A 21355-nucleotide genomic window follows, 5' to 3' on the forward strand; every position below is an offset into this window, starting at 1 on the left:
TCTTATAGCAATCAATAGGTCCTCGGAATTACACGAATTGCCGTTCGGTATTTGGCAATTATTACCATCACTCCATTCAGGCAGTCTGGGGGTATTCCAGTGCCAGCCCGGCCGCTTGCCAGGCGTCGATGCCGCCATGCAACGGCCTGACATTGCTGAACCCGGCCGCCATCAGGCGCTTGGCCACCAGGGCTGCAGAAGCATCGTTGGGGCAAGCGCAATAAACGACCACGGCGACATCGTGCGGGATATCAAGCGATGCACGGGTACGGTCCAGGTCCGACCAGACCAGCGCTCCCGGAATAATGCCGCCACCGGCACGCGCCAGCTCCGTGCGCACGTCCAGGATAACGGCAGGCTTGTTCTGCTGCGTGAGCTGCAGCAGCTCCTGCGGTGAAATGCGGGCCATGCGCAGCTGCCGATAAAAGCGCTGCCGCTGCCACCATTTGTGCAACAGAAAGAGCGCAAATGCAGCCAGCAGCACCATCAGCCCGATGCGTCCCATCTGCTCGAAAATGGCCAGCACGTCGGCCACCGCGTCATGAAAAATCATGCCGATCCCCACGCCGGCACCGGCGTAAAGCGTTGCGCCCAGCGCATCAAAAACCAGAAAGCGGCCGAAGGGAATGCCGGTGCGTCCGGCCAGCGCTGTGGCGAGCGAAGCAAACCCGGGAATGAACTTCGCCAGGATGAGCGACTTGACACCCCAGCGCGTGAAGATGGATTCGGTTTGCCGCACGCAGGAGTCGGGCGACAGGGAAATGCGGCAAAGCGTTTTGAGCACGCGGCTGCCGTAGCGGTGACCGGCCCAGTACCAGACGCTGTCCGCGGCCAGGCAAGCCAGTACGGCGGTGAAAATGAGGCCTGCTGCGGAGTATTGGCCGTTAAAGCTCAATGCGCCGGTGAGGATCAATACCGGATAGGCCGGGATCGGCAAGCCGAGCTGTTCCAGCCCGACATTCAGGAAAACGGCGGCGAGCCCGTAGTGCTCGAGCCACACAATGATCTGTTCCATGGAGTCGCGTTACTTTCTGCGAGGGTCGTTGCGGGCTGCAAAGCCGTTCAGCCCCGCTTTTGTTGCCCGTTCATGCAATGTAGACGGCTACAGCGCAGCAGTAAATGGTGGCCCGGGGAATGTTCTTTTTCCATGGGAAGAACAATTCGGACAATTCGGGTTATTTGGGCTGATTTTGGGAGGCGGCGCCCGGCGCCTGCGCTACCATGAACCCTTCCCCTGTTCACGTGACTCAGAGAGCGACTACCGATTGAAATACCTTGTGGCTGTCCGGGCCCTGTGCGAGTTCACGGCCAAGCATGGCGACCTGGACCTGCGCTTTACGCCGTCACCCTCCGCACCGGAAGGCATGGCCGGGCACGCCATGGTGGCATCGCGCCGTGCAGAGTCTTCAGAGTCCTATCAGGCCGAAGTCAGCCTGGAGGGCGAGTACAAGACCCTGAAGGTGCGCGGCCGTGCCGACGGCTACGACCCTGAACGCAACCAGCTTGAAGAGGTCAAAACTTTCCGGGGCGACCTGCACGCCATGGCCGACAACCGCCGGCACCTGCACTGGGCACAGCTGAAGATTTACGGCTGGCTGCTTTGCGAAGCCAAAAAGCTGCAGGACGTCAACCTGACACTGGTGTACTTTGACGTGGCCAGCACACAGGAAACACCGCTGACCGAACATTTCTCCGCCGCGTCGCTCAAGGAGTACTTTGAAACGCAGTGCGAGCGCTTCCTGGCCTGGGCCAACCAGGAGCTAGCACACCGCCAGGCGCGTGATGCTGCGCTCGCCACGCTGGCATTTCCGCACCCTGCATTCAGGCCGGGTCAGCGTGAACTGGCCGAAGCGGTTTACAAAACAGCCCAGGCCGGCACCTGCCTGATGGCACAGGCGCCCACAGGCATCGGCAAAACCATTGGCACGGTGTTCCCGCTGCTCAAGGCTGTGCCGAAAAAGCAACTCGACAAGCTGTTTTTTCTGGCGGCCAAAACGCCGGGCCGCAGGCTGGCGCTCGACGCGCTGGACCGCATCAAAGACAGCACGGCGGCCCTGCCGCTGCGCGTGCTGGAGCTGGTGGCGCGTGACAAGGCCTGTGAACACCCGGACAAGGCCTGCCACGGCGACGCCTGCCCGTTGGCCAAGGGCTTTTACGACCGGCTGCCCCAGGCGCGCAGCGCTGCAGTGCAGCATGCCGCCGCACAAGGCCCGCTCGATAAAGCAGCGCTGCGTGAACTGGCGCTGGCCCATCATGTGTGCCCTTACTACCTGAGCCAGGAACTGGTCACCTGGTCGGATGTGGTGGTGGGCGACTACAACTATTACTTCGACACCAGCGCGCTGCTGCACGGCCAGGCCGTGGGCAACCAGTGGCGCGTAGGCGTGCTGGTGGACGAAGCGCACAACCTGGTGGAACGTGCGCGCAAGATGTACTCAGCCACGCTGAGCCAGGCGCAGCTCCAACAGGTGCACGCCACCGCGCCCCGCGCCGTTCGCGGCGCACTGGAGCGGCTCAACCGCAGCCTGCTGGAATTGCAGGAGGCGCAGCAGGCGCGGGGCGAGGCCTACCAGGTCCATCCCGAGCTGCCCGTACCTTTTCTGAAAACTCTGGCGCAGGCGCTGACCCAGATCACCGACTTCCTGCTGGCCAACCCGACCCGCATGGACGGCGAACTGCAGGATTTTTATTTCGAGGCACTGCACTTTTCGCGCATGGCTGAAGACTTTGGCGAACACTCGCTGTTTGACGTGACGCTGCAGCAGGAAGCCGGCCGCGACGCGCTGGGCCAGGTACTCGGCCAGCAGCTCGCGGTGCTCAACATCCGCAATGTGGTGCCTGCGCCCTTCCTGGCGCCGCGTTTTGCCGCCGCGCAGTCGACGGCACTCTTCTCTGCCACGCTAAGCCCGCAAAACTACTACGCCGACACGCTCGGCCTGCCGGCCGGCACGGTCTGGACAGAGGTGGAATCGCCCTTCCTGGCTGAGCAGCTGCAGGTCTCGGTGGTGAGCGACGTCTCCACGCGCTTTCAACACCGTGACGATTCGCTTTCGCCCATCGTCGACCTGATGGCCCGGCAGTATGAAAGCCGGCCCGGTAATTACCTGGCGTTCCTGAGCAGCTACGACTACCTGCAAAAACTGGTCACGCTGTTCCGGCGGCGCTACCCGCATATTCCCGTGTGGGAACAGACGCGCGGCATGGAAGAAGCCGCGCGCGACGCCTTCCTGGCGCGCTTCACGCAGGCCTCGCAAGGCATCGGCTTTGCGGTGCTGGGCGGCTCGTTCGCCGAAGGCATAGACCTGCCGGGCGACCGGCTGATAGGCGCGTTCATCGCCACACTCGGTTTGCCGCAGGTCAATGCTGTGAACGAGCAAATCCGCGAGCGCATGGGTGTCAACTTCGGCGCGGCCCAGAGCTACGACTACACCTACCTTTATCCCGGTCTGCAGAAAGTCGTGCAGGCGGCCGGACGGGTCATACGCACCACCTCGGATCGCGGCGTGGTCTATCTCATGGACGACCGCTTCACACGGCCCGAAGTACAAAGCCTGCTGCCGGGATGGTGGAAGGTGGCGCGGCTGCGCGCCAGGCGGCGGGAACCGGCCGCGGCGTTGTCGGCGCCCCACTCACTGAATCACTAAAGCAAAAGCCCGCGTCCGCGGGCTTTTGCCTGCACGACCGTGAAGGCCGCTCACCATGCGGGGCCTAGAACACGCCCAGCAGCATGAGGATAAGAACCACACTAAGGGGAACACCCAGTAACCAGGCAATGAGAGGCATTTGATTCTCCTGAAAGTTGTCAAATTGAAGACAACTTCAATGTAGATTGCGTCCGGGGGCGGCCATGCCAGCCTGAAGGCTTGCTGCAAGTAAGGAATCGCTGACGCGCGTGTAGTTGTGGACCCTGGCCGCTTGCAGTCCAGCAGGGAAACACCCGGAATTCAAGGAAAATTGACCTGCAGGTCAATCGGCACAGGCGCCAGCAGCTCCTAAAATGATAGCAATCTTGCCATCTCAATCAGCAAGGAATACTGTTTGCCGTTCTGACAGTTGCCATAAACCACAGGCCAGGGGGCCGGCAGCGTCAAGGCGCGCAGAGGCCGCAGAGGCGTTAGCGAAGCTGTTATGGGAATTTAGTTAGCGCTGGCTGAATTGCAGCGCGCCCAGCATGCGCTGCACGGGCTGGGTTTCAGGCAGGACGTACACCACGCCATGGCTTTTCCCCAGCACGGGATTCACGACGGCTTCGTAAAAATTGACGGGCACTACGACACACCCCAGCGAGATGCGGTTGTCGTCAGGTGTTTCAGAAGCCAGCCGCTCTGCGCGGCGTTCTGCCGGAGCTGCAGGACGAAGGCGGTGGATTGCCAGCTTGGCCGTGTAGTCGATCCACACAATAGCCTCGCCGTGAAGATTGTGGCCGGGCTCCGAAACGTAACGGCCCGCCGGCGTGGTGCGTTCGTCTGCGCGCAGGCTGGCGACGTTGCGCTGCTCCATGCCCGGTACCGTGTGGTCGCCGGGTGTCAGGCCGGTCAATGCCGGCGATGCGCCGCGCAATTGCCCCGTGGCGTCAAACACAAAAATGCGCCCGCCCTTTTTATCAACCACCACAAATGGCAGGCCCTGGTTATCGCGTGCGTTCATGATCCAGCGCAGGGCGTAGCGTGCATCGGCCGATGCCGCCACCAGTGTCATGTCAGCGGAATTGCCGGCACCCGGCACCGGCATCACGGCATCGGGGCTGCGCACCGGTTGCAGGTCTGTGGGAGTGGCGGACACCCATGCGGGAATCGCAGCGAGAAAGGCAATGGCCGCCGTGCAGACGGTTTTTGCGCGCAGTGCCTTTCCTTTGAACAACATCCTGATCCCGTGGGTTGAATTCATTGCCTTGTGCGGAGCACATGAAAAAGCCGGCCTCGAACCTTTTGGGTAGGAGCCCGGCTGTGGTTGCACCATGTTAGCGATGCAAGAAAATGTTCACAACGGAAAAACCCTGAAATCCTCCGGATTTTTGCTATGCTTTTAATAGCAACAAATCGTTTACTGCATTGCCATGCATGCTTTTTTTGCAGCCAAATTTAGCTACTCAGGAATTTGGTAACAGCGACCACATGTGGGCATTTTCCGCATTGAAGATGCGAGCGCGCAACAATACGTCAGGGGTTGTTACAACTCGCTCTTCGCGCGAGGTGATCGAAAGAGCGAGCAGGCGGTGTCAGGCGGCGGGGCGAAGCCCCTGTTTTGCGGCAAGCGCATGGGCGGCAGGAAAAACCTCAGCCAGTGGTTTGATTTCCGGCAAAACGTAAATCACGCCATAGCTCGCATTGAACGCGGGCTTGAGTACATCTTCGAAAAATGCCACCGGCATGTTGATGCACCCGTAGGAAATACGGTTGTCCTCGGTACCGGGAGACGCAAGCCTTTCCAGCCGGCGCTCTTTGGGCTCCAGTGTTCGCACGCGGTGCATGGAAACAGCCGCCTCGTAATCCACCCAGACAACATCTTCGCCCAAGGTGTTGCGGCCAGGCTCCCCCATAAACCGGCCCGCCGGTGTGGTGCGTTCGTGGGGCTGCACCTGCGCAATGGGCCGCCCGCCGATACCGGTCACGGAATCATCGCCGACCGCCGCACCGATCAGCACGGGCGTGGCGCTGCGCAACTTGCCGGAGGGTTCGAAAACAAAAACCTTGGTATTTATCTTGTCGAGGATGACAAAGAAAAGCCTGCGGTTGTCCCCGGAAGCAACCACCCAATTGGCGACCTGCCGCGCCTCATCCGACGCGGGCTCTTCACCAAAATCGGCGAAGCGCAAAGACGGCGCCAACTGCAAGGCGCTGGAAGGGACGGGGTTCAGGGCCGGAGAGGAAACCGGACGGGCATGAAAAAGCGGCAATGTGAGGACAAGCAGTGCGGAGCCCAGCAAGATGCCTTGCTTGATGCCGTCAAGAACGTCTGCGCGGCTGGTGCCGGGCTCATCGCCGGCCGGGGGCCTTCCGCCAGTTGAAGGGGAAGACCCGCGCGCGGGCGACACAAACATGTCCATGAAAATACGACGCATGGCCTGCGCTAAAACAATGACGATCCGGCAGCCATGTGAAAACGCTCCGGAAGCCGCGCCTTAAAAGACACGGCAAGCCGGAGCGGCGTCACACCAAGGCGCATGACGGTCTGGGTTTAGTTGCGGTCAGCTTGTGCTGGGCGCTCGGTCTGGAAGCCAGCCGTGTTGCTTTCAGTCGTGGTGGCAGGTGCCGCACTGCTAGGGGTGGTGGTGTCCTGATTTTGCATGGTCTGGCCGGACGATTCTGCAGGCGCAGCCGGTGCCGTCGGGGTTTCGGTCTGGGCGTATGCCAGGCCAATGGTGCTCACAACAGCGGCGGCGGCTACGGCAGAGGCCAGGGATTTGGAAAACTTCATGTCTTGCTCCTTAAGTCATGCCCATCACAGGCAATCAGGGTTGGTAAATGGCTGGCCGTATTGCCAGCTAATTCCAATTTACGAGGGGAGAGTGGGACGCGGCGTCGGTCCGGTACGGCCTGTCATGTAGGACAAGCGAGGTCACAAAATGCTACGCACCGAACCAATATAAACACCCGGGCCTGATCAGGATCGCCATGTTTCCTGCGCGTTCTGCGCTGAGTGGGGCCGCACTTGCGACACGCTGCGGTGCCGCTGTGCCTGCATATTTATCCGGCGGACTATTCGTTGGGATTGTTGCCCTTGAGGCCGTGCTCGGCCTTGATGGCCAGCTGAATTTTCTCAAGCGCATCGATGAGCTGATCAATGCGTCGAAAATCTTTTACCGGCGCCGCCTCCAGGGCCTCAAGCTGTGCGCGGAGCCGCACGTACTCTGCTTGCAGATCGGGTTTCACGCAGGCACCGCACCCGGTTTGATGCCGGTGTCCCTTGCAGGGCGGATTTCCGGGCTACCGACCGCCATATTTTTCTTCGCAGAACTGGCAGCACCAAAAAGATCGACCTGCTGCGGCTCGTCGCTGCGCGGGCCGTATTGCAGGTCGGGGCCGATCAGGCGCTGCAACTCGCCGTAACCGGTGGCCAATGCAGTGTCATATGCGGCAAAACTGATCTCGGAGCAGGACACCGATTCAAACACCAGGGGATCTGCGTGGCTCTCGAGGATGCGCCAGCAAAATTCGCCCGGGGCGGGCTCTTCGACTGTCAGGGCAAGGGAACGCAAGGGGGCATTGAGCTGCGCATTGACCAGCGTGGATTGACTCATAAATATCCTAGAAAAAGGCCGTGATGGCCGGGCATGACGTTGTTGCGCAGTTGATAGCGCAGCCGAAAAATATCAAGGGAATGAAAGGTAACTTTCAGCATCGGCGCTTGCTCAGGTGCAAGCACGATGTGAGCGGGAAGAAGACCTGGGTCGGGGTTCATGTCAGCGCTGGGCTTGAGACTGTGGGGTTGATTGATTTCTTTGGGAAGCAGCAATGGGCAGTGGCATCACTGCGACAGTAGTTTAAGCACGAGACAGTGACATATCGCAGTGATTAGTACCGCAAAAATGTAGGAGAAGACCGACAACCCTCGGCGAGGCGCGTCATGCGAAATGGTTATATTGCAGGCTAGCCAGAAAAATGCACCATGCGCAACGCGCCTTAACGAAAAAGCCAACGAAAAGCCCATGAAAAGCCTCTATAAATATTTCTTTCGTGGCCTCATCACCATCCTGCCGGTGGCACTGACGGTATACCTTCTTTATATCTTCCTGGCGTGGATGGAAACTGCCGCCCTGTGGATCCTGCGCCCTCTTATCGGCAGTTTTTACCTGCCCGGCATGGGTCTGGCGTTCGGCATCCTGACCATCCTGGCGATTGGCTTCCTGGTATCCCAGCAAAGTGTGCGCAAAGTGCTGTCTTTCGCGGAATTGCCGTTTACCAATTTGCCGGTGGTCAAAAGCATCTACTCGTCGCTCAAGAGTTTTGCCGACTACTTTTCGCCTTCGGGCAAGCAGGGCGAGCAAAGCGTGGTGATATTGCGCATGCCTGGGCACGCGATGGAAATCGTGGGCCTGATCACACGTCGCAGCTTTGCCGACCTGCCTTCCGGATTCCTTCCGGGTGAGCGTGTTGCGGTTTATTTGCCCATGGGCTACATGATCGGCGGCTACACGGTGTTTGTGCCGACGGAGTGGGTACAGCCCATCGACATGTCGGTGGAGGAAGCCATGCGCTCGTCACTGATTGCGTGGATGGCCCGCCCGCCGGCCTCAGGTACTGGCAGCGGCAGCCCGGCCGGCTGAGCTTGCGCCGGAGCGGCGTAAAGATTTGTTATCTGTGGTTTCCCACATGGACAAATCGCGTGGCGGGGCTATATTGAACCCGTCCCCCACAACCCGCGCATTCGCTGATGCGACCCGGCCATGACAAGCACAACGACAACGAAGACAAGCCGCAAGCCACCCCTTTACAAATCGCTTTACTTCCAGGTGATCTGCGCCGTGATCGCCGGTGTGCTGCTGGGGCATTTTTACCCTGAGGCCGGAAAGCTCATGAAGCCGCTGGGCGACGGCTTCATCAAGCTCATCAAGATGATGATCGCACCCATCATCTTCTGCACCGTCGTGATCGGCATCGCCGGCATGGAGGACATGAAGAAGGTCGGCAAGACCGGCGGCCTGGCGCTGCTGTACTTTGAAGTCGTCAGCACCTTCGCGCTGATCATCGGGCTGGTCCTGGTCAACGTATTCAAGCCGGGCGAAGGCATGAATGTCGACGTGTCCACGCTGGACACCAAAGCCATCGCGGCTTATACCGGCCCCGGGAAGATGGTCGGCACGACCGACTTCATCATGAACATCATTCCGTCCACCGTGGTGGATGCCTTCGCCAAGGGTGAAATTCTGCAGGTGCTGCTGATCGCGGTGATGTTCGGCTTCGCGTTGCACCGTTTCGGCGGGCGCGGCACGCTGGTGTTCGACTTCGTCGAGAAAGCCTCGCATGTACTGTTCACCATTGTCGGCTTCATCATGAAGGTGGCGCCCATAGGCGCTTTCGGCGCAATGGCCTTCACCATAGGCGCTTATGGCGTGGACAGCCTGGTGTCGCTCGGCAAGCTGATGGCCGCTTTCTATGCGACCTGCCTGATCTTCATCTTCGTGGTGTTGGGCACCATTGCGCGCCTGCACGGGTTCAGCATCTGGAAGTTCATCAAGTACATCAAGGAAGAGCTGCTGATCGTGCTGGGCACCTCGTCGTCCGAGTCCGTGCTGCCGCGCATGATGGAAAAGATGGAGAACCTGGGCGCAAAGAAAACCACCGTCGGCCTGGTGATCCCGACCGGTTATTCGTTCAACCTGGACGGCACCTCGATCTATCTCACGATGGCGGCGGTGTTCATCGCGCAGGCCACCAACACGCCCATGACCCTCACGCAGGAACTCACGCTGCTGGCGGTGCTGTTGCTGACTTCGAAAGGCGCGGCAGGCATCACCGGCAGCGGATTCATTGTGCTGGCCGCCACGCTGTCGGCGGTGGGTACCGTGCCTGTGGCCGGGCTGGCGCTGATTCTGGGGATTGACCGCTTTATGTCGGAAGCGCGGGCGCTGACCAACCTGATCGGCAATGGCGTGGCCACGATAGTGGTCGCCAAATGGACGAATGATCTGGACACGGATCGGCTAAAGGCCGGACTCAACAACGAGAGCTGGGTCGAGGCCCAGGAGCCCGAAGTGCTGATCAACAAGAAGACCGAGCACATGGCGACCGGCCGGCGCTAGGGCCTGTTCACAGTTCAGGGAAAAACGACAAAGCCCGGCAAACGGAGGATTCTCCGCCTGCCGGGCTTTGTGCTTTTTTGGGGCGCGACGAGCCGCCGGTTTAGCGAGCCTGGCGCGGTGCCGGGCCGGGGCCGCGGCCAGCGATATGGCGGAAGGTGATGCGGCCCTTGCTCAGGTCGTAGGGCGAGAGCTCCAGCGACACCTGGTCGCCGGCAAGGATACGAATATGGTTTTTCCGCATCTTGCCGGAGGTATAGGCCACCAGTTTATGGCCGTTGTCGAGCGTGACGCGAAAGCGCGAATCAGGCAACACTTCGTCTACCAGCCCATGCATTTCAATCAGTTCTTCTTTGGCCATGATGTAACTCCTAGGGAATTGGAAAAATTGTCAGTGATGTCTGTTGTAAGGGCTGGCAAGGCTTATGCGCAGGCCGGCGTCGAACGCTCGTGGATCCAGCCGAGGGCATGTTCCGTCGCGTAATGCACGGCCGCGGCCGCACTGTCGAAAAGGCCGCTGAAGCGCATCACACGGTCATGCGTGGCGCTGCCGCTGCCTGAGCGGATGGAGACCGATGCAGCGTAGCGTTCGCCTTGCTGCTTGGCCAGTGGTGAGACAAGGTACTTGCCCACCGCGATTTTGGTGTGATCTACGTTCATAAAAAGTCCGTGCCGGGTATGTGTCCCGGCTTGATAAATAAGGAGTAATCGGCTTGCGAGCAAGCCGGCGGGTGTTCGGTGTCCACCCACCTGGCCCTTGTCAGGGGCTGGGCTGGTTGAGCCATGCGTGGCACTGTCGGGAATAGTGCTCGCCGGAAAAACGGAACAGTGTTGAGAGGGTTCAGGGCTGTATGGGCACTGAAAACACTGTGGATTCGGGCTCTGGGAAGCGCCGCAATTGAGAAGGAAACCTGTTGGGAAAAGGCCTCGATGAAAAAAGCTGATGCTTTACCGAAGCTCTTATTGTAACCGCCCAGCGGAAATCACGCTTTTTACCTGATACGGCCATCACAAACCGCTCTTTCTTAGCAAGCAGGGCCGCGGAACCGGCTTTGCCGGGCCGCAGGCGCAGCGGCCCCCTCGGGGGGCAGGAAGCTACACGCAGTGAGCGACCGTGGGGGCCATATTCACCCCTCAAACTGCGGGTGCAGTTGCCGGATCCGGTTCATGGCCATACCTGCGGCGGCGGTGCGGGTTTCGACGCCCAGCTTGGCATACACCCGTTCCAGGTGCTTTTTGACCGTGGCTGGGCTGGAACCCAGGATGTCTCCAATGTCGCGATTGGTTTTTCCCTTGACCACCCAATACAGCACTTCAGCTTCTCGGGCGGTGAGCTTGAAGCTCAGGCTCATGGCTTCCACCACGGCGTCGTCGGAAATTTCGCGCATGACGATCAGCCAGTCACCGCCGCGGTCGCCGTCGCCGGTCTGCTGGTGCAGCCGGAAGGTCAGGCGCCGCGGACCAAGCTCCACCGCCAGGCGCGGCGGCTCAACCTGGCGCTCTGCCTCCGCCATGTGGCGGCGCAGCCAGTTGAGTACAGGTTCGGGCGTTTGCGGCGCGGACGTGCCGTAGTAGCGCATGAGCAGGTCGCGCGCCAGCGGCGTTTGCCAGATCAATTTCCCGTCGGCCTCGCCGCCCATGCGCACCGTGATGCTGGCGTAGCCGAAAGCGTCCAGCGCGTTGCGTGCTTGCCCTGCCTGCCGCGCTTCCTGCCTGGCACGGCGGGCGCCCTGCAAATGCACGCCCATGCGTGCCATCACTTCCTTGGGCTTGATCGGTTTGGTAACGTAGTCCACCCCTCCGGCTTCCAGGGCCGCCACGAGGTACTCGGTTTCCGTGAGACCGGTCATGAAAATAATGGGGATGTGCGCCGTTTCAGCCATGGCCTTCAGGCGCTTGGCAACCTCAAAGCCATCCATCCCGGGCATCATGGCGTCTAGCAAAACGATGTCGGGCAAAGCCTGCAACGCACGCTGCAGCGCAGCCTCGCCACTGGTGGCCACAAGGACGGTATAGCCCGATTCATCGAGCGCATCGTGCAGGACCGACAGGTTGTCGGGCACGTCGTCCACAATCAGCACGATATCGCTGTTGGCCCGGTCCAGTGTGCGGTCCAGCTTTCGATCCAGCGTTGGTCCGTCGTCAAGCACGCTGCTCATGGCCCGTCTCCTTGTTGGCTAGCTGGCGGCCCATGGCTTCAAACTGAAATTGCCGCGCCAGCACGCGCATTTCGTCCACAAAGGCCGCGGCCTCCGGCCGCTGCCTTTCAATCTCTGCCAGGTTGTTCATGATGCCCCGGTAAAACCCGAGATTGACGACCTCGAGCAGGGCCGCGAGTTGGGACGCATCGGGCAGTACACGCGGTGGCACGGCCTGGACAACAGAGTCGCCGTCATCCGCAGCAAGGTCATAGCGCCACTTGATGGCCAGCCGCCGTTCAAGCCAGTCGATCAGTTCGGTATGGCGCACCGGTTTGAGGATGAAGTCCTCGGGAAGGATGCCGGCATCGTTCTCGGCGCCCTTGTCGAATGCGTTGGCGGAAACAATGGCGAGATGAATGTCCTCGTGCCCTGACGCACGCACACGGCGCAGGGTTTCCCAGCCATCGATCCCCGGCATGGCCAGGTCCATGAAGATCACGTCGGGCCGGTACCCGCTGGCCAGCAGGTCCATGCAATCGTGACCGCTGGCGGCGGTACGCAATTCAAATCCCATGGGCTCAAGCAGTTGTACCAGCAGTTCACGGTCAGGCTCTTCGTTGTCGACCACCAGCAGCTTGCGGCGAACCCCGTCATAGCCGCGCGGCTGGCGCCTGGCTGGTTTGGTGGCGGCATCCTTGACGGCTCCTGCAGCCACGTGCACTTCGGGCAAAAACAGCCGGATGCGGAAAATCGAGCCTTCGCCCGGGGTGCTGACCACCGTCATCTCGCCACCCATCAGGTCGGTCAGCATCTTGGCAATCGTCAAACCCAAACCGGCGCCCGGTGTGCCTTCCGCGCTTTGGCCGGCTGTAGCCCCGCGTGCAAAGGGCTCAAAAATCTGCGCCAACTCCGCCTCACCCATGCCCGGGCCGGTATCTTCGATGTCGATGTAGGCCATCTCGCGCGCATGGCGCAACCTGAAAATTACCTGGCCCTGCGCCGTGAACTTGATGGCGTTGCCCAGCAAATTGATGAGAATCTGCCGAACGCGTTTCTCATCGGCCCGCACCAGCTCCGGCAGATGACCGCTGGTCTCAAAGCGGAACCCGAGACCCTTGGCGGCGGCCTGCAGCTCGAACATGCCGGCCATCTCGTGCACACAGTCGGCGAAATGCATGGGCTTGACATTCAGCGTGAGCTTGCCCGCCTCGATGCGGGCAATATCGAGCGTTCCCTCGATCAGCGAGAGCAGGTGTTCGCCCCCGCGCTTGATGACGCTGACCGCCTGTTTGCGGTGCGGCGGTATGGCGTTGTCTTCACCCATCAGCTGCGCGTAACCCAGGATGCTGTTGAGCGGCGTGCGCAATTCGTGGCTGATGGCGCTGATATAGCGGCTTTTCGCCTGGTTGGCCTGGTCGGCATGGCGGCGGGCCTCTTCGGCCACCAGCTTGGCCTGTTGCAGCGCTTCGTCTGTTTGCCGGTGCGACTCGATCTCGCGCATCAGCAAATGGGTCTGGCGGTTCGATTCTTCCTGGGCCACCTGGCGGCTTTTGTGCGCCAGCACCAGCCACCAGGCAACAAGGCCGGCAATGACCAGCAAGGCCATGTACGCCTTCATGAAACCTGAACGCAAAGCCGGCTCAGAGGGTTCGATGTCCGCCAGCGCGCTGATTTCCTGGTGGTAAAGCAGGCCGAACACGCTGGCCAGCAGCGGCACGATGATGAGCATGAGCAGCAGGAAATGGCCCAGGCCCGTATCCAGGTAAGGCCAGATGCGGCGCGGCAGCAGCCAGCGCAGCGCACCGGACCACTGCGCCGACAGGCTGGCGTGCGGCTTGCACAGGTCGCCGCAGCGCGCGTCCAGCGTGCAGCACAGCGAGCAGATGGGCCCCTGGTAGGCGGGGCAGTGTGCCATGTCCGGGCCTTCGTAGGCGCGTTCACAAATCACACACTGCTGCGTTGCATAGCGCTTGTAGGAACCGTCGGAAGAAGTCGCTCCGGAGCTGCGCGCAATGTAGTAACGGCCCCGGGTCGCCCAGGCGATCAGGGGCGCGGCCACAAATGCGGTGCCCATGGCGATCACCGCGGAAAAAGCCCGCGCCGTTTCGCCGTAAAGCCCCAGATGCGCTGTAACCGACAACAGCGAAGCCAGCGCCATGGCGCCCACACCGACCGGGTTGATGTCGTACAGGTGGGCCCGTTTGAATTCAATGCCTTTGGGAGAAAGGCCCAATGGTTTGTTGACGACCAGGTCGGCGACGACAGCCATCACCCAGGCGATGGCGATGTTCGAATACAGCCCCAACACGTCGCCCAGCGCCTGGAACACATTCATCTCCATCAGCATGAAGGCAATGAGCGTGTTGAACACCACCCAGACCACCCGCCCGGGGTGGCTGTGCGTGATGCGCGAGAAAAAATTCGACCACGCCAGCGAACCGGCGTACGCGTTGGTCACATTGATCTTGAGCTGAGACACCACCACGAACAGCGCCGTGGCCGCCACCGCCATGCCGTAATTCGGAAAGACATACTCGTAGGCCGCAAGGTACATCTGGTTGGGGTCTACCGCCCGGTCCAGCGGGACCATGTTGGAGATGGCCAGATAGGCTAGCAAAGCGCCGCCCAGCATTTTCACCACGCCGAGTAGCACCCAGCCTGGTCCCCCCACCAGCACGCCCCCCCACCATCGCCAGCGGTTGGCCTCTGTCTGCACCGGCATGAAGCGCAAATAGTCGGCTTGCTCGCCCATCTGGGTGATCAGTGCGATTCCGACCGTTAAAGCAGCACCAAACAGGTGCAAATTGAATTCACCGTTTGTTCCAGTTTCCCCTCCGTAGTGCAGAACACCCGAAAACGCACCGGGATCGCGCAGGAAGACATAAACAAAAGGCACCACCAGCATGACCAGCCATAAAGGCTGCGTCCAGACCTGCAGGCGGGAGATCGCGGAGACGCCATGGGTTACCAGCGGAATGACCACCAGCGCGCAGATCAGGTAGCCCCAACTGGGCGGGATACCCAGGGCGAGGTCCAGCGCGTAAGCCATGACCGCCGCTTCCAGCGCGAAAAAGATAAAGGTAAACGAGGCGTAGATCAGCGAGGTCAGCGTGGAGCCGATATAGCCAAAACCGGCGCCGCGCGTCAGCAGGTCCATGTCGACGCCATAGCGCGCCGCGTAAATGCTGATGGGCAGGCCCGCCATGAAAATGATGAGCCCGGTGGCCATGATCGCCCAGAAGGCGTTGGTAAACCCGTACTTCACCAGCAGCGTGGCGCCCACGGCTTCAAGGATCAGGAAAGAAGCCGCGCCGAACGCGGTGTTGGCAACCCGCCACTCGGACCACTTGCGAAAGCGCTGCGGCGTGAAACGCAGCGCGTAGTCTTCCATGGTTTCGCTGGCCACCCAGCTGTTGTAGTCGCGCCTGACCTTGATGATGCGCTGCAGCGGCGGCGCTTCTGCCGCCAAAGGCGCGGCCCCGGCCGCTTCGGGCGGCAGTGGCGGCAGCTGGGGCGTGAGCGGGGCGTCCATAGGGTGGGCAGATGCGCCGGGCGCGGAGTGATTGACCGTCTTCAGGTGCATGTTCTGTGCCATGCATCCTGCCCGGGGCGGCCTTGGTGGCTCACGTTTCTTATGGCACCATTCTTGCACCCCGGCAAGCATCCCCAAGCCGGCAGCCTGCCCTGAGAGAGCCCCATGGAATTGACGCCCCGAGAAAAAGACAAGCTCCTTATTTTTACCGCTGCCCTGCTCGCCGAAAGGCGCCGCGCCCGCGGCCTCAAGCTCAACTACCCCGAGTCCGTAGCCCTCATCAGCGCCGCCGTCATGGAAGGTGCGCGCGACGGCAAATCCGTCGCCCAGCTGATGAGCGAGGGCCGCACGGTGCTGACCCGCGCCGATGTGATGGACGGCATCCCCGAGCTGATCCCCGACATCCAGGTCGAAGCGACTTTTCCCGACGGTACCAAGCTGGTCACCGTGCACCAGCCCATTGTTTAAGCATTACCCGAGATCGCCACCATGCAAATCAAAACCAAAAACGCTCTTTTTTTGATAGCTGCTTGCGCAATATCGGCGGGCGCCAGCGCCCATATTGATCATCAATCCGGCGCTGCGGTGCACGACCACGCCAGTGCTTTCTTCAGCGGCTTCATCCACCCGCTGACAGGCATGGACCACCTTGCGGCCATGGTGGCCGTGGGCCTGTGGAGCGCCCTGGTCGCTCGACGCGCCGGCCCCGAATTGCTGTGGGGTCCGCTGGGCTTTGCCGGCATGCTGCTGGCAGGCGCCCTGCTGGGCCTGCAGGGTCTGGAGATTCCCGCCGTCGAGCCCATGATCGCGGCTTCGCTGCTGGTCACCGGCCTGCTGGTCGTGACGCGCTGGCATGTGCCCGGCATTGCGGCGGCGCTCGTCGTTGGTGTGTTCGCCGTCTTCCACGGTCTTGCCCATGGTTATGAACTCGCCGGGGCACCCAGCGCCTGGGCCACGCTGTCGGGCATGCTGGCCGCGACGCTGCTGCTGCACCTGGCGGGCCTGGGTGCGGGCTGGGCGCTGCGCAGTGCCAGCGTCTGGCTGCCGCGCGCGGCTGGCGCCGCCGTCGCCCTCTTCGGCGTGACCCTGCTCGCCCAACTGGCCTGAGGCGCACCATGATTCCCGGCGAACTCATCACCGACGGCCCCGACCACGTACTCAATGCAGGCCGGCGCACGCTGACCGTCGTTGTGCAGAACACGGCCGACCGGCCCATACAGGTCGGCTCGCACTACCACTTTGCCGAAACCAACGGCGCGCTTGGCTTTGACCGCGACGCCGCGCGCGGCATGCGGCTGAACATCGCGTCGGGCACGGCCGTGCGCTTCGAGCCGGGGCAGCAGCGCACGGTGGAACTGGTGGAATTCGCAGGCGACCGCAAGGTTTACGGATTCCGAGGACTCGTGCAGGGAGCACTTTGATGGCAACAATTGGACGCCGCGCCTACGCGGAAATGTTCGGCCCCACCGTCGGTGACCGGCTGCGGCTGGCCGATACGGATTTGGTGGTCGAAGTCGAAGCCGACTACACGCTGCGCGCCGGCAGCTACGGCGAGGAAGTCAAATTCGGCGGCGGCAAGACGATTCGCGACGGCATGGCCCAGTCGCAAAAAACCCGGGCCGAAGGCGCGATGGACTGCGTGATGACAAACGCGCTCATCATCGACCACTGGGGCATCGTGAAGGCCGACATCGGCCTGAAGGGCGGGCGCATCGCCGCCATCGGCAAGGCCGGCAACCCCGACACCCAACCCGGCGTCGACATGATCATCGGCCCCGGCACCGAGATCATCAGCTGCGAGGGCATGATCGTCACGGCTGGCGGCATCGACTCGCACATCCACTTCATCTGCCCGCAGCAGATCGAGGAAGCGCTGACTGCCGGCATCACCACCATGCTGGGCGGCGGCACAGGCCCGGCCACCGGCACCTTTGCCACCACCTGCACGCCCGGCCCCTGGAACATCGAGCGCATGCTGCAGGCAGCCGACGCCTTCCCGATGAACCTGGGCTTCCTGGGCAAGGGCAATGCCAGCCTGCCCGCCGCGCTGCACGAGCAGATCAACGCCGGTGTCATCGGCCTGAAACTGCACGAAGACTGGGGTACCACGCCCGCGGCCATCAGCAACTGCCTGGATGTTGCGGAAGAAACCGACACACAGGTCGCTATCCACAGCGACACGCTTAACGAATCCGGCTTTGTCGAAAACACGATTGCCGCCACCAAAGGCCGCAGCCTCTGCGCCTTTCACACCGAAGGCGCGGGCGGCGGCCATGCCCCCGACATCCTGCGCGTGGTCGGCGAAGAGAACTTCCTGCCCTCCTCCACCAACCCCACCATGCCCTATACCGTCAACACGCTCGACGAACACGTCGACATGCTGATGGTGTGCCACCACCTGGACGCCGGCATCGCCGAAGACCTGGCCTTTGCGGAAAGCCGCATCCGCAAGGAAACCATCGCAGCCGAAGACGTGCTGCACGACCTGGGCGCCATTAGCATGATGAGCAGTGACAGTCAGGCCATGGGCCGCGTCGGCGAGGTCATCATCCGCACCTGGCAGACCGCGCACAAGATGAAGCTGCAGCGCGGCAAGCTGCCCGGTGACAGCGACCGCCACGACAACTTCCGCGCCAAGCGCTACATCAGCAAATACACCATCAACCCAGCGATTGCCCATGGCATCTCGCACGAGGTTGGCTCAGTCGAGTTGGGCAAGTGGGCCGACCTGGTGGTGTGGAAACCGGCTTTCTTCGGCATCAAGCCCTCGGTCATCCTCAAAGGCGGCTTTATCGCCATGGCGGCCATGGGCGACCCGAACGCCTCCATCCCCACGCCGCAGCCGGTGCATTACCGCCCCATGTTCGGCGGCTTCGGCGGCGCGATTGCCAAGGGTTCGCTGACCTTTGTCTCGCAAGCGGGGCTGAACGCTGGCGTCAAGGAACGCTTCGGCCTGGCCAAGACCGTGAGCGCCGTGAAAAACGTGCGCGGCGTGCGCAAGCAGCACATGGTCCACAATGCCTATCTGCCCAGGATGGAAGTCGACGCACAGACCTACCTGGTACGCGCAGACGGTCAGCTGCTGACCTGCGAGCCAGCCACCAGCCTGCCGATGACGCAACGGTATTTTCTTTTCTAACCGGCGACGCAGAGGCGCTGCGACAATCGGGAATCTCGCTCACTCACCTTCCGCTATGAACCCCACCACACCGTTCGAGTCCGCCGCGCGCCTTGCCTTGATCGCTACCGCATTGGCCTGCGCCGCCGCCGCAAGTCACGCCCAGGAACTATGGCCCGGCACGCAAGTGGGCATGTCGCCGGCTGATGTGTCCAAGCGCTTTCCCTCCGCCAAACCCATTGCGGCGGCACCGAGCGGCAAGCCCTGGGGCACCTGCCTACGAGAAGCGAGTCTGGCCCTCGCCGGCGTGAAGTTCAACACCTGCTTCCGCTTCATCGACGACAAGCTCGTCAACGTGCTGGCCCGGCAGGAAGACGAATACGTGCAGAACGCATCGACCAAGATCAACTTCGAGAAGATTGCCGCTGAGCTCCGCAAAAAATACGGCGCGCCCAAGTCCATGACCCTGGAATCGCGCCACGCCGGTCTGTTCGGCGGCGCCATTTGGGAAAGCGAGGGGGTGTCCCTCGAGGTAAGCAGTTCACCCTCCACACAAATCACCTCTCATTTGGTGGTCGTGTTCAAGAAGGCGCAATGAGCTGCGAAAAAAACGGGCTTCACGGGTGCCTTCAAAGCAACATAAATCCCGCAACAACGCTTTGCCGACAATGACCCCCTCCGTGTTGCAGTGCTCCAAAGTCCTCCCGCAAGGCAAGGGCCTCGCGCCCGTGCTTCTTAAACGCGCCGCCATCGTCGAGCTCGACTGGGATGTGCGCCAAAAAAGCCGATTTGACGCGACCGACTCGCTCGGCCGCCACCTTGGTGTGTTCCTGCCGCGCGGCACGCTGGTGCGTGGCGGCGACGTGCTGGTGGCGGAAGACGGCTCCATGGTCAAGGTGATTGCCGCGCCTCAAGCCGTGCTCCGCATCACCGCTTGCCCGTCGCATGGCTCCCCTTTCGACCTGACGCGCGCCGCTTACCACCTGGGCAACCGGCATGTGCCGATTGAACTCAAGCCGGACCACCTGAAAATTGAACCCGACCATGTGCTGGCCGACATGCTGCGTGCCATGCACCTGATCGTGAACGAAGTTGAAGAAGCGTTCGAACCTGAAGGCGGCGCCTACAGCGCTGGCGGACACAGCCATGGGCATGACCATTCCCATGACCACGCGCAGCCCGCCGCCGCGCCACACGTGCATGGCCCCGACTGCAATCATGGTCATGACGACCACACCCACGAAGCCCTGCCGGTCGCCATCCAGATTCACAGGCACAAGCCGCACCAGGCGCGTTGATGGACATGTCCGCCGCGCCTGCAGGGCAGCTACCGGCCGCCAGCCTGCTCCAGCTCATCTGGCTGGCCTCCCCGGCCTTGCCTGTAGGCGGATTTTCATACTCGGAAGGGCTTGAAACCGCCATGGATCGTGCGCAACCAGCTACAGAAATGATAGCAAGCGACTGGCTGACCGACCAGCTCCAGATCAGCCTGGCGCGCGGTGACCTGGCGGTCATTGCCCAGGCTATTCCTGCCTGGCGCTCGGGTGACCTGCTACGCGTGCAGCAACTCAATGCCTGGGTGCTGCAAACCCGGGAAACCAGCGAACTGCGTGCCCAGGCCGAGCAAATGGGCAGATCCCTGCTGGACTGGCTGCGCAACCATGACGACGCCAACACAGCGCATATTGAGGCCTGCGCGCAGATGCAGCCGACCTTCCCCGTCGCCTTTGCGCTGGCCGTTTCACAGACCGAGGCAGGCGTGCGCGACTGCCTGCTGGCTTACGCTTTCGGCTGGGCGGAAAACATGACACAAGCCGCCATCAAATCAGTGCCTTTAGGGCAAAGCGCCGGCCAGCGCATGCTGGCGCGCCTTGCTGGCGGCATACCTGCAGCGGTCGAGGCCGCCATGCAGCTGTCGGATGACGAACGCCAGGCCTTTTCACCCATGCTGGCCATTCTTTCTTCACAGCATGAAACCCAGTATTCGCGGCTGTTCCGCTCCTGAAACCTCATTGCAAATCTGACCGCAATTCCAAAAAAGCCCCCCATGAGCCTGCATCACATCGCCAACCGCACCAAAAAGCTCCCCCCCTTGCGCGTCGGCATAGGGGGCCCCGTCGGTTCCGGCAAAACCACATTGCTTGAAATGCTGTGCAAAGGCATGAAGGCCAAATACGACCTGGTCGCCATCACCAACGACATTTACACCAAGGAAGACCAGCGCATCCTGACCGTCAGCGGCGCGCTGGACGCCGAACGCATCATGGGCGTGGAAACCGGCGGCTGCCCGCACACCGCCATACGCGAAGACGCCTCGATCAACCTCGAAGCCATAGACCGCATGCTGGTGGACTTCCCCAACGCCGACATCGTGTTCGTCGAGTCCGGCGGCGACAACCTGGCCGCCACCTTCAGTCCCGAGCTGAGCGACCTCACCATCTATGTGATCGACGTGGCCGCCGGCGAGAAGATCCCGCGCAAAGGCGGGCCGGGCATCACCAAAAGCGATCTGTTCGTCATCAACAAAACCGACCTGGCGCCCCATGTCGGCGCCGACCTGGGCGTGATGGAGGCGGACACCATCCGCATGCGCACCACGGCCAAGGGCCTGAAGCCTTTTGTCATGACCAATCTCAAGACCAATGCCGGCCTTGCGGAGGTCATTGCGTTTATCGAGACAAAAGGGATGCTGCTGGCCCAGCCCGAAGCCGCGTAGGGCGAGCAGGCAAAAAAAAGCCCGGAGGACCGGGCAGTAAAACTGGCTTCGCCAGTGGAGGGAGGTGCGACCCAGGACGGGCCGCAAGGAAAGTTTAGCCAGCGGCTGG

At 61.7% G+C, this 21355-nt stretch carries 22 protein-coding genes; 11 read left to right on the forward strand and 11 right to left on the reverse strand.

Going from position 1 to position 21355, the window contains the following annotated elements; genetic code table 11:
- Nucleotides 1-76: 76 nt before the first annotated feature.
- Nucleotides 77-1015: a DedA family protein/thiosulfate sulfurtransferase GlpE gene (locus tag AC1DWQ_RS02335; protein ID WP_477668200.1), complete on the reverse strand. Its 939-nt coding sequence runs from the start codon at nt 1013-1015 to the stop codon at nt 77-79.
- Between the two features lie 250 nt (nt 1016-1265).
- Between AC1DWQ_RS02335 and AC1DWQ_RS02340 the strand changes: the two genes are divergently transcribed.
- Complete coding sequence (locus tag AC1DWQ_RS02340) at nt 1266-3644, forward strand: ATP-dependent DNA helicase (protein WP_477668201.1); 2379 nt, start codon at nt 1266-1268, stop codon at nt 3642-3644.
- Nucleotides 3645-4140: 496 nt separating this feature from the next.
- Here AC1DWQ_RS02340 and AC1DWQ_RS02345 read toward each other — a convergent pair whose 3' ends face one another.
- The 6 genes from AC1DWQ_RS02345 to AC1DWQ_RS02370 form a co-directional block, all read right to left on the reverse strand.
- Complete coding sequence (locus AC1DWQ_RS02345) at nt 4141-4863, reverse strand: hypothetical protein (protein ID WP_477668202.1); 723 nt, start codon at nt 4861-4863, stop codon at nt 4141-4143.
- A 355-nt stretch (nt 4864-5218) separates the two neighbouring features.
- Nucleotides 5219-6061: a hypothetical protein gene (locus AC1DWQ_RS02350; RefSeq protein WP_477668203.1), complete on the reverse strand. Its 843-nt coding sequence runs from the start codon at nt 6059-6061 to the stop codon at nt 5219-5221.
- A 116-nt stretch (nt 6062-6177) separates the two neighbouring features.
- A complete protein-coding gene (locus tag AC1DWQ_RS02355) occupies nt 6178-6417 on the reverse strand; it encodes a hypothetical protein (protein WP_457282139.1) in 240 nt (79 codons plus the stop codon).
- Nucleotides 6418-6698: 281 nt separating this feature from the next.
- Nucleotides 6699-6872 (reverse strand): hypothetical protein, encoded by a 174-nt coding sequence (locus AC1DWQ_RS02360; protein WP_477668204.1) that lies wholly within the window; start codon nt 6870-6872, stop codon nt 6699-6701.
- Nucleotides 6869-7240 carry a hypothetical protein gene (locus AC1DWQ_RS02365; protein WP_477668205.1) on the reverse strand — a complete coding sequence of 124 codons (372 nt, stop codon included), beginning with the start codon at nt 7238-7240 and terminating at the stop codon, nt 6869-6871. The genes AC1DWQ_RS02360 and AC1DWQ_RS02365 overlap by 4 nt, the downstream gene beginning before the upstream one ends.
- Nucleotides 7237-7401, reverse strand: a complete 165-nt coding sequence (locus tag AC1DWQ_RS02370; protein WP_457282142.1) for a hypothetical protein — start codon at nt 7399-7401, stop codon at nt 7237-7239. The genes AC1DWQ_RS02365 and AC1DWQ_RS02370 overlap by 4 nt, the downstream gene beginning before the upstream one ends.
- A 247-nt stretch (nt 7402-7648) precedes the next feature.
- Here AC1DWQ_RS02370 and AC1DWQ_RS02375 point away from each other — a divergent pair, with 247 nt between their 5' ends.
- The gene (locus AC1DWQ_RS02375) at nt 7649-8266 is read left to right on the forward strand and encodes a DUF502 domain-containing protein (protein ID WP_477668206.1); all 618 of its coding nucleotides are present in this window, start codon (nt 7649-7651) and stop codon (nt 8264-8266) included.
- 120 nt (nt 8267-8386) lie between these two features.
- Nucleotides 8387-9742: a dicarboxylate/amino acid:cation symporter gene (locus AC1DWQ_RS02380; protein ID WP_477668207.1), complete on the forward strand. Its 1356-nt coding sequence runs from the start codon at nt 8387-8389 to the stop codon at nt 9740-9742.
- Nucleotides 9743-9842: 100 nt separating this feature from the next.
- Here the strand turns inward: AC1DWQ_RS02380 and infA are convergent, their stop codons facing one another.
- The 4 genes from infA to AC1DWQ_RS02400 all read right to left on the reverse strand — a co-directional run bounded on the left by infA (nt 9843) and on the right by AC1DWQ_RS02400 (nt 15412).
- Nucleotides 9843-10100 carry a translation initiation factor IF-1 gene (gene infA, locus AC1DWQ_RS02385; protein WP_092132708.1) on the reverse strand — a complete coding sequence of 86 codons (258 nt, stop codon included), beginning with the start codon at nt 10098-10100 and terminating at the stop codon, nt 9843-9845.
- A gap of 62 nt (nt 10101-10162) precedes the next feature.
- Complete coding sequence (locus tag AC1DWQ_RS02390) at nt 10163-10399, reverse strand: hypothetical protein (protein WP_477668208.1); 237 nt, start codon at nt 10397-10399, stop codon at nt 10163-10165.
- 467 nt (nt 10400-10866) lie between these two features.
- Nucleotides 10867-11898 (reverse strand): response regulator, encoded by a 1032-nt coding sequence (locus AC1DWQ_RS02395; protein WP_477668209.1) that lies wholly within the window; start codon nt 11896-11898, stop codon nt 10867-10869.
- The gene (locus tag AC1DWQ_RS02400) at nt 11882-15412 is read right to left on the reverse strand and encodes a hybrid sensor histidine kinase/response regulator (protein WP_477668911.1); all 3531 of its coding nucleotides are present in this window, start codon (nt 15410-15412) and stop codon (nt 11882-11884) included. The genes AC1DWQ_RS02395 and AC1DWQ_RS02400 overlap by 17 nt, the downstream gene beginning before the upstream one ends.
- A 165-nt stretch (nt 15413-15577) precedes the next feature.
- On the opposite strand from AC1DWQ_RS02400, the gene AC1DWQ_RS02405 reads away from it, so the two are divergent.
- The 8 genes from AC1DWQ_RS02405 to ureG all read left to right on the forward strand — a co-directional run bounded on the left by AC1DWQ_RS02405 (nt 15578) and on the right by ureG (nt 21246).
- The gene (locus AC1DWQ_RS02405) at nt 15578-15880 is read left to right on the forward strand and encodes an urease subunit gamma (RefSeq protein WP_007874763.1); all 303 of its coding nucleotides are present in this window, start codon (nt 15578-15580) and stop codon (nt 15878-15880) included.
- Between the two features lie 21 nt (nt 15881-15901).
- Nucleotides 15902-16519 carry a HupE/UreJ family protein gene (locus AC1DWQ_RS02410; RefSeq protein WP_477668210.1) on the forward strand — a complete coding sequence of 206 codons (618 nt, stop codon included), beginning with the start codon at nt 15902-15904 and terminating at the stop codon, nt 16517-16519.
- An 8-nt stretch (nt 16520-16527) separates the two neighbouring features.
- Complete coding sequence (locus tag AC1DWQ_RS02415) at nt 16528-16833, forward strand: urease subunit beta (RefSeq protein ID WP_477668211.1); 306 nt, start codon at nt 16528-16530, stop codon at nt 16831-16833.
- Nucleotides 16833-18551, forward strand: coding sequence for an urease subunit alpha (gene ureC, locus AC1DWQ_RS02420; RefSeq protein WP_477668212.1), 1719 nt, complete (start codon nt 16833-16835; stop codon nt 18549-18551). The genes AC1DWQ_RS02415 and ureC overlap by 1 nt, the downstream gene beginning before the upstream one ends.
- Nucleotides 18552-18606: 55 nt before the next feature.
- Nucleotides 18607-19128, forward strand: a complete 522-nt coding sequence (locus tag AC1DWQ_RS02425) for a hypothetical protein (RefSeq protein ID WP_477668213.1) — start codon at nt 18607-18609, stop codon at nt 19126-19128.
- An 82-nt stretch (nt 19129-19210) separates the two neighbouring features.
- On the forward strand, nt 19211-19828 hold the full coding sequence (ureE, locus tag AC1DWQ_RS02430) for an urease accessory protein UreE (protein ID WP_477668912.1): 618 nt from the start codon (nt 19211-19213) through the stop codon (nt 19826-19828).
- A gap of 5 nt (nt 19829-19833) precedes the next feature.
- Complete coding sequence (locus AC1DWQ_RS02435; RefSeq protein ID WP_477668913.1) at nt 19834-20535, forward strand: urease accessory protein UreF; 702 nt, start codon at nt 19834-19836, stop codon at nt 20533-20535.
- A 42-nt stretch (nt 20536-20577) separates the two neighbouring features.
- On the forward strand, nt 20578-21246 hold the full coding sequence (ureG, locus tag AC1DWQ_RS02440; RefSeq protein WP_477668214.1) for an urease accessory protein UreG: 669 nt from the start codon (nt 20578-20580) through the stop codon (nt 21244-21246).
- Nucleotides 21247-21355 lie beyond the last annotated feature (109 nt).

Source organism: Polaromonas sp. P2_G11 (assembly GCF_056403595.1).

Coding starts and splice junctions, on each gene's coding strand:
- AC1DWQ_RS02335 (WP_477668200.1), bottom strand. CDS start 1,015: ATGGAACAGATCATTGTGTGGCTCGAGCACTACGGGCTCGCCGCCGTT.
- AC1DWQ_RS02345 (WP_477668202.1), bottom strand. CDS start 4,863: ATGTTGTTCAAAGGAAAGGCACTGCGCGCAAAAACCGTCTGCACGGCG.
- AC1DWQ_RS02350 (WP_477668203.1), bottom strand. CDS start 6,061: ATGCGTCGTATTTTCATGGACATGTTTGTGTCGCCCGCGCGCGGGTCT.
- AC1DWQ_RS02355 (WP_457282139.1), bottom strand. CDS start 6,417: ATGAAGTTTTCCAAATCCCTGGCCTCTGCCGTAGCCGCCGCCGCTGTT.
- AC1DWQ_RS02365 (WP_477668205.1), bottom strand. CDS start 7,240: ATGAGTCAATCCACGCTGGTCAATGCGCAGCTCAATGCCCCCTTGCGT.
- AC1DWQ_RS02370 (WP_457282142.1), bottom strand. CDS start 7,401: ATGAACCCCGACCCAGGTCTTCTTCCCGCTCACATCGTGCTTGCACCT.
- AC1DWQ_RS02375 (WP_477668206.1), top strand. CDS start 7,649: ATGAAAAGCCTCTATAAATATTTCTTTCGTGGCCTCATCACCATCCTG.
- AC1DWQ_RS02380 (WP_477668207.1), top strand. CDS start 8,387: ATGACAAGCACAACGACAACGAAGACAAGCCGCAAGCCACCCCTTTAC.
- infA (WP_092132708.1), bottom strand. CDS start 10,100: ATGGCCAAAGAAGAACTGATTGAAATGCATGGGCTGGTAGACGAAGTG.
- AC1DWQ_RS02390 (WP_477668208.1), bottom strand. CDS start 10,399: ATGAACGTAGATCACACCAAAATCGCGGTGGGCAAGTACCTTGTCTCA.
- AC1DWQ_RS02395 (WP_477668209.1), bottom strand. CDS start 11,898: ATGAGCAGCGTGCTTGACGACGGACCAACGCTGGATCGAAAGCTGGAC.
- AC1DWQ_RS02400 (WP_477668911.1), bottom strand. CDS start 15,412: ATGGACGCCCCGCTCACGCCCCAGCTGCCGCCACTGCCGCCCGAAGCG.
- AC1DWQ_RS02405 (WP_007874763.1), top strand. CDS start 15,578: ATGGAATTGACGCCCCGAGAAAAAGACAAGCTCCTTATTTTTACCGCT.
- AC1DWQ_RS02410 (WP_477668210.1), top strand. CDS start 15,902: ATGCAAATCAAAACCAAAAACGCTCTTTTTTTGATAGCTGCTTGCGCA.
- AC1DWQ_RS02415 (WP_477668211.1), top strand. CDS start 16,528: ATGATTCCCGGCGAACTCATCACCGACGGCCCCGACCACGTACTCAAT.
- ureC (WP_477668212.1), top strand. CDS start 16,833: ATGGCAACAATTGGACGCCGCGCCTACGCGGAAATGTTCGGCCCCACC.
- AC1DWQ_RS02425 (WP_477668213.1), top strand. CDS start 18,607: ATGAACCCCACCACACCGTTCGAGTCCGCCGCGCGCCTTGCCTTGATC.
- AC1DWQ_RS02435 (WP_477668913.1), top strand. CDS start 19,834: ATGTCCGCCGCGCCTGCAGGGCAGCTACCGGCCGCCAGCCTGCTCCAG.
- ureG (WP_477668214.1), top strand. CDS start 20,578: ATGAGCCTGCATCACATCGCCAACCGCACCAAAAAGCTCCCCCCCTTG.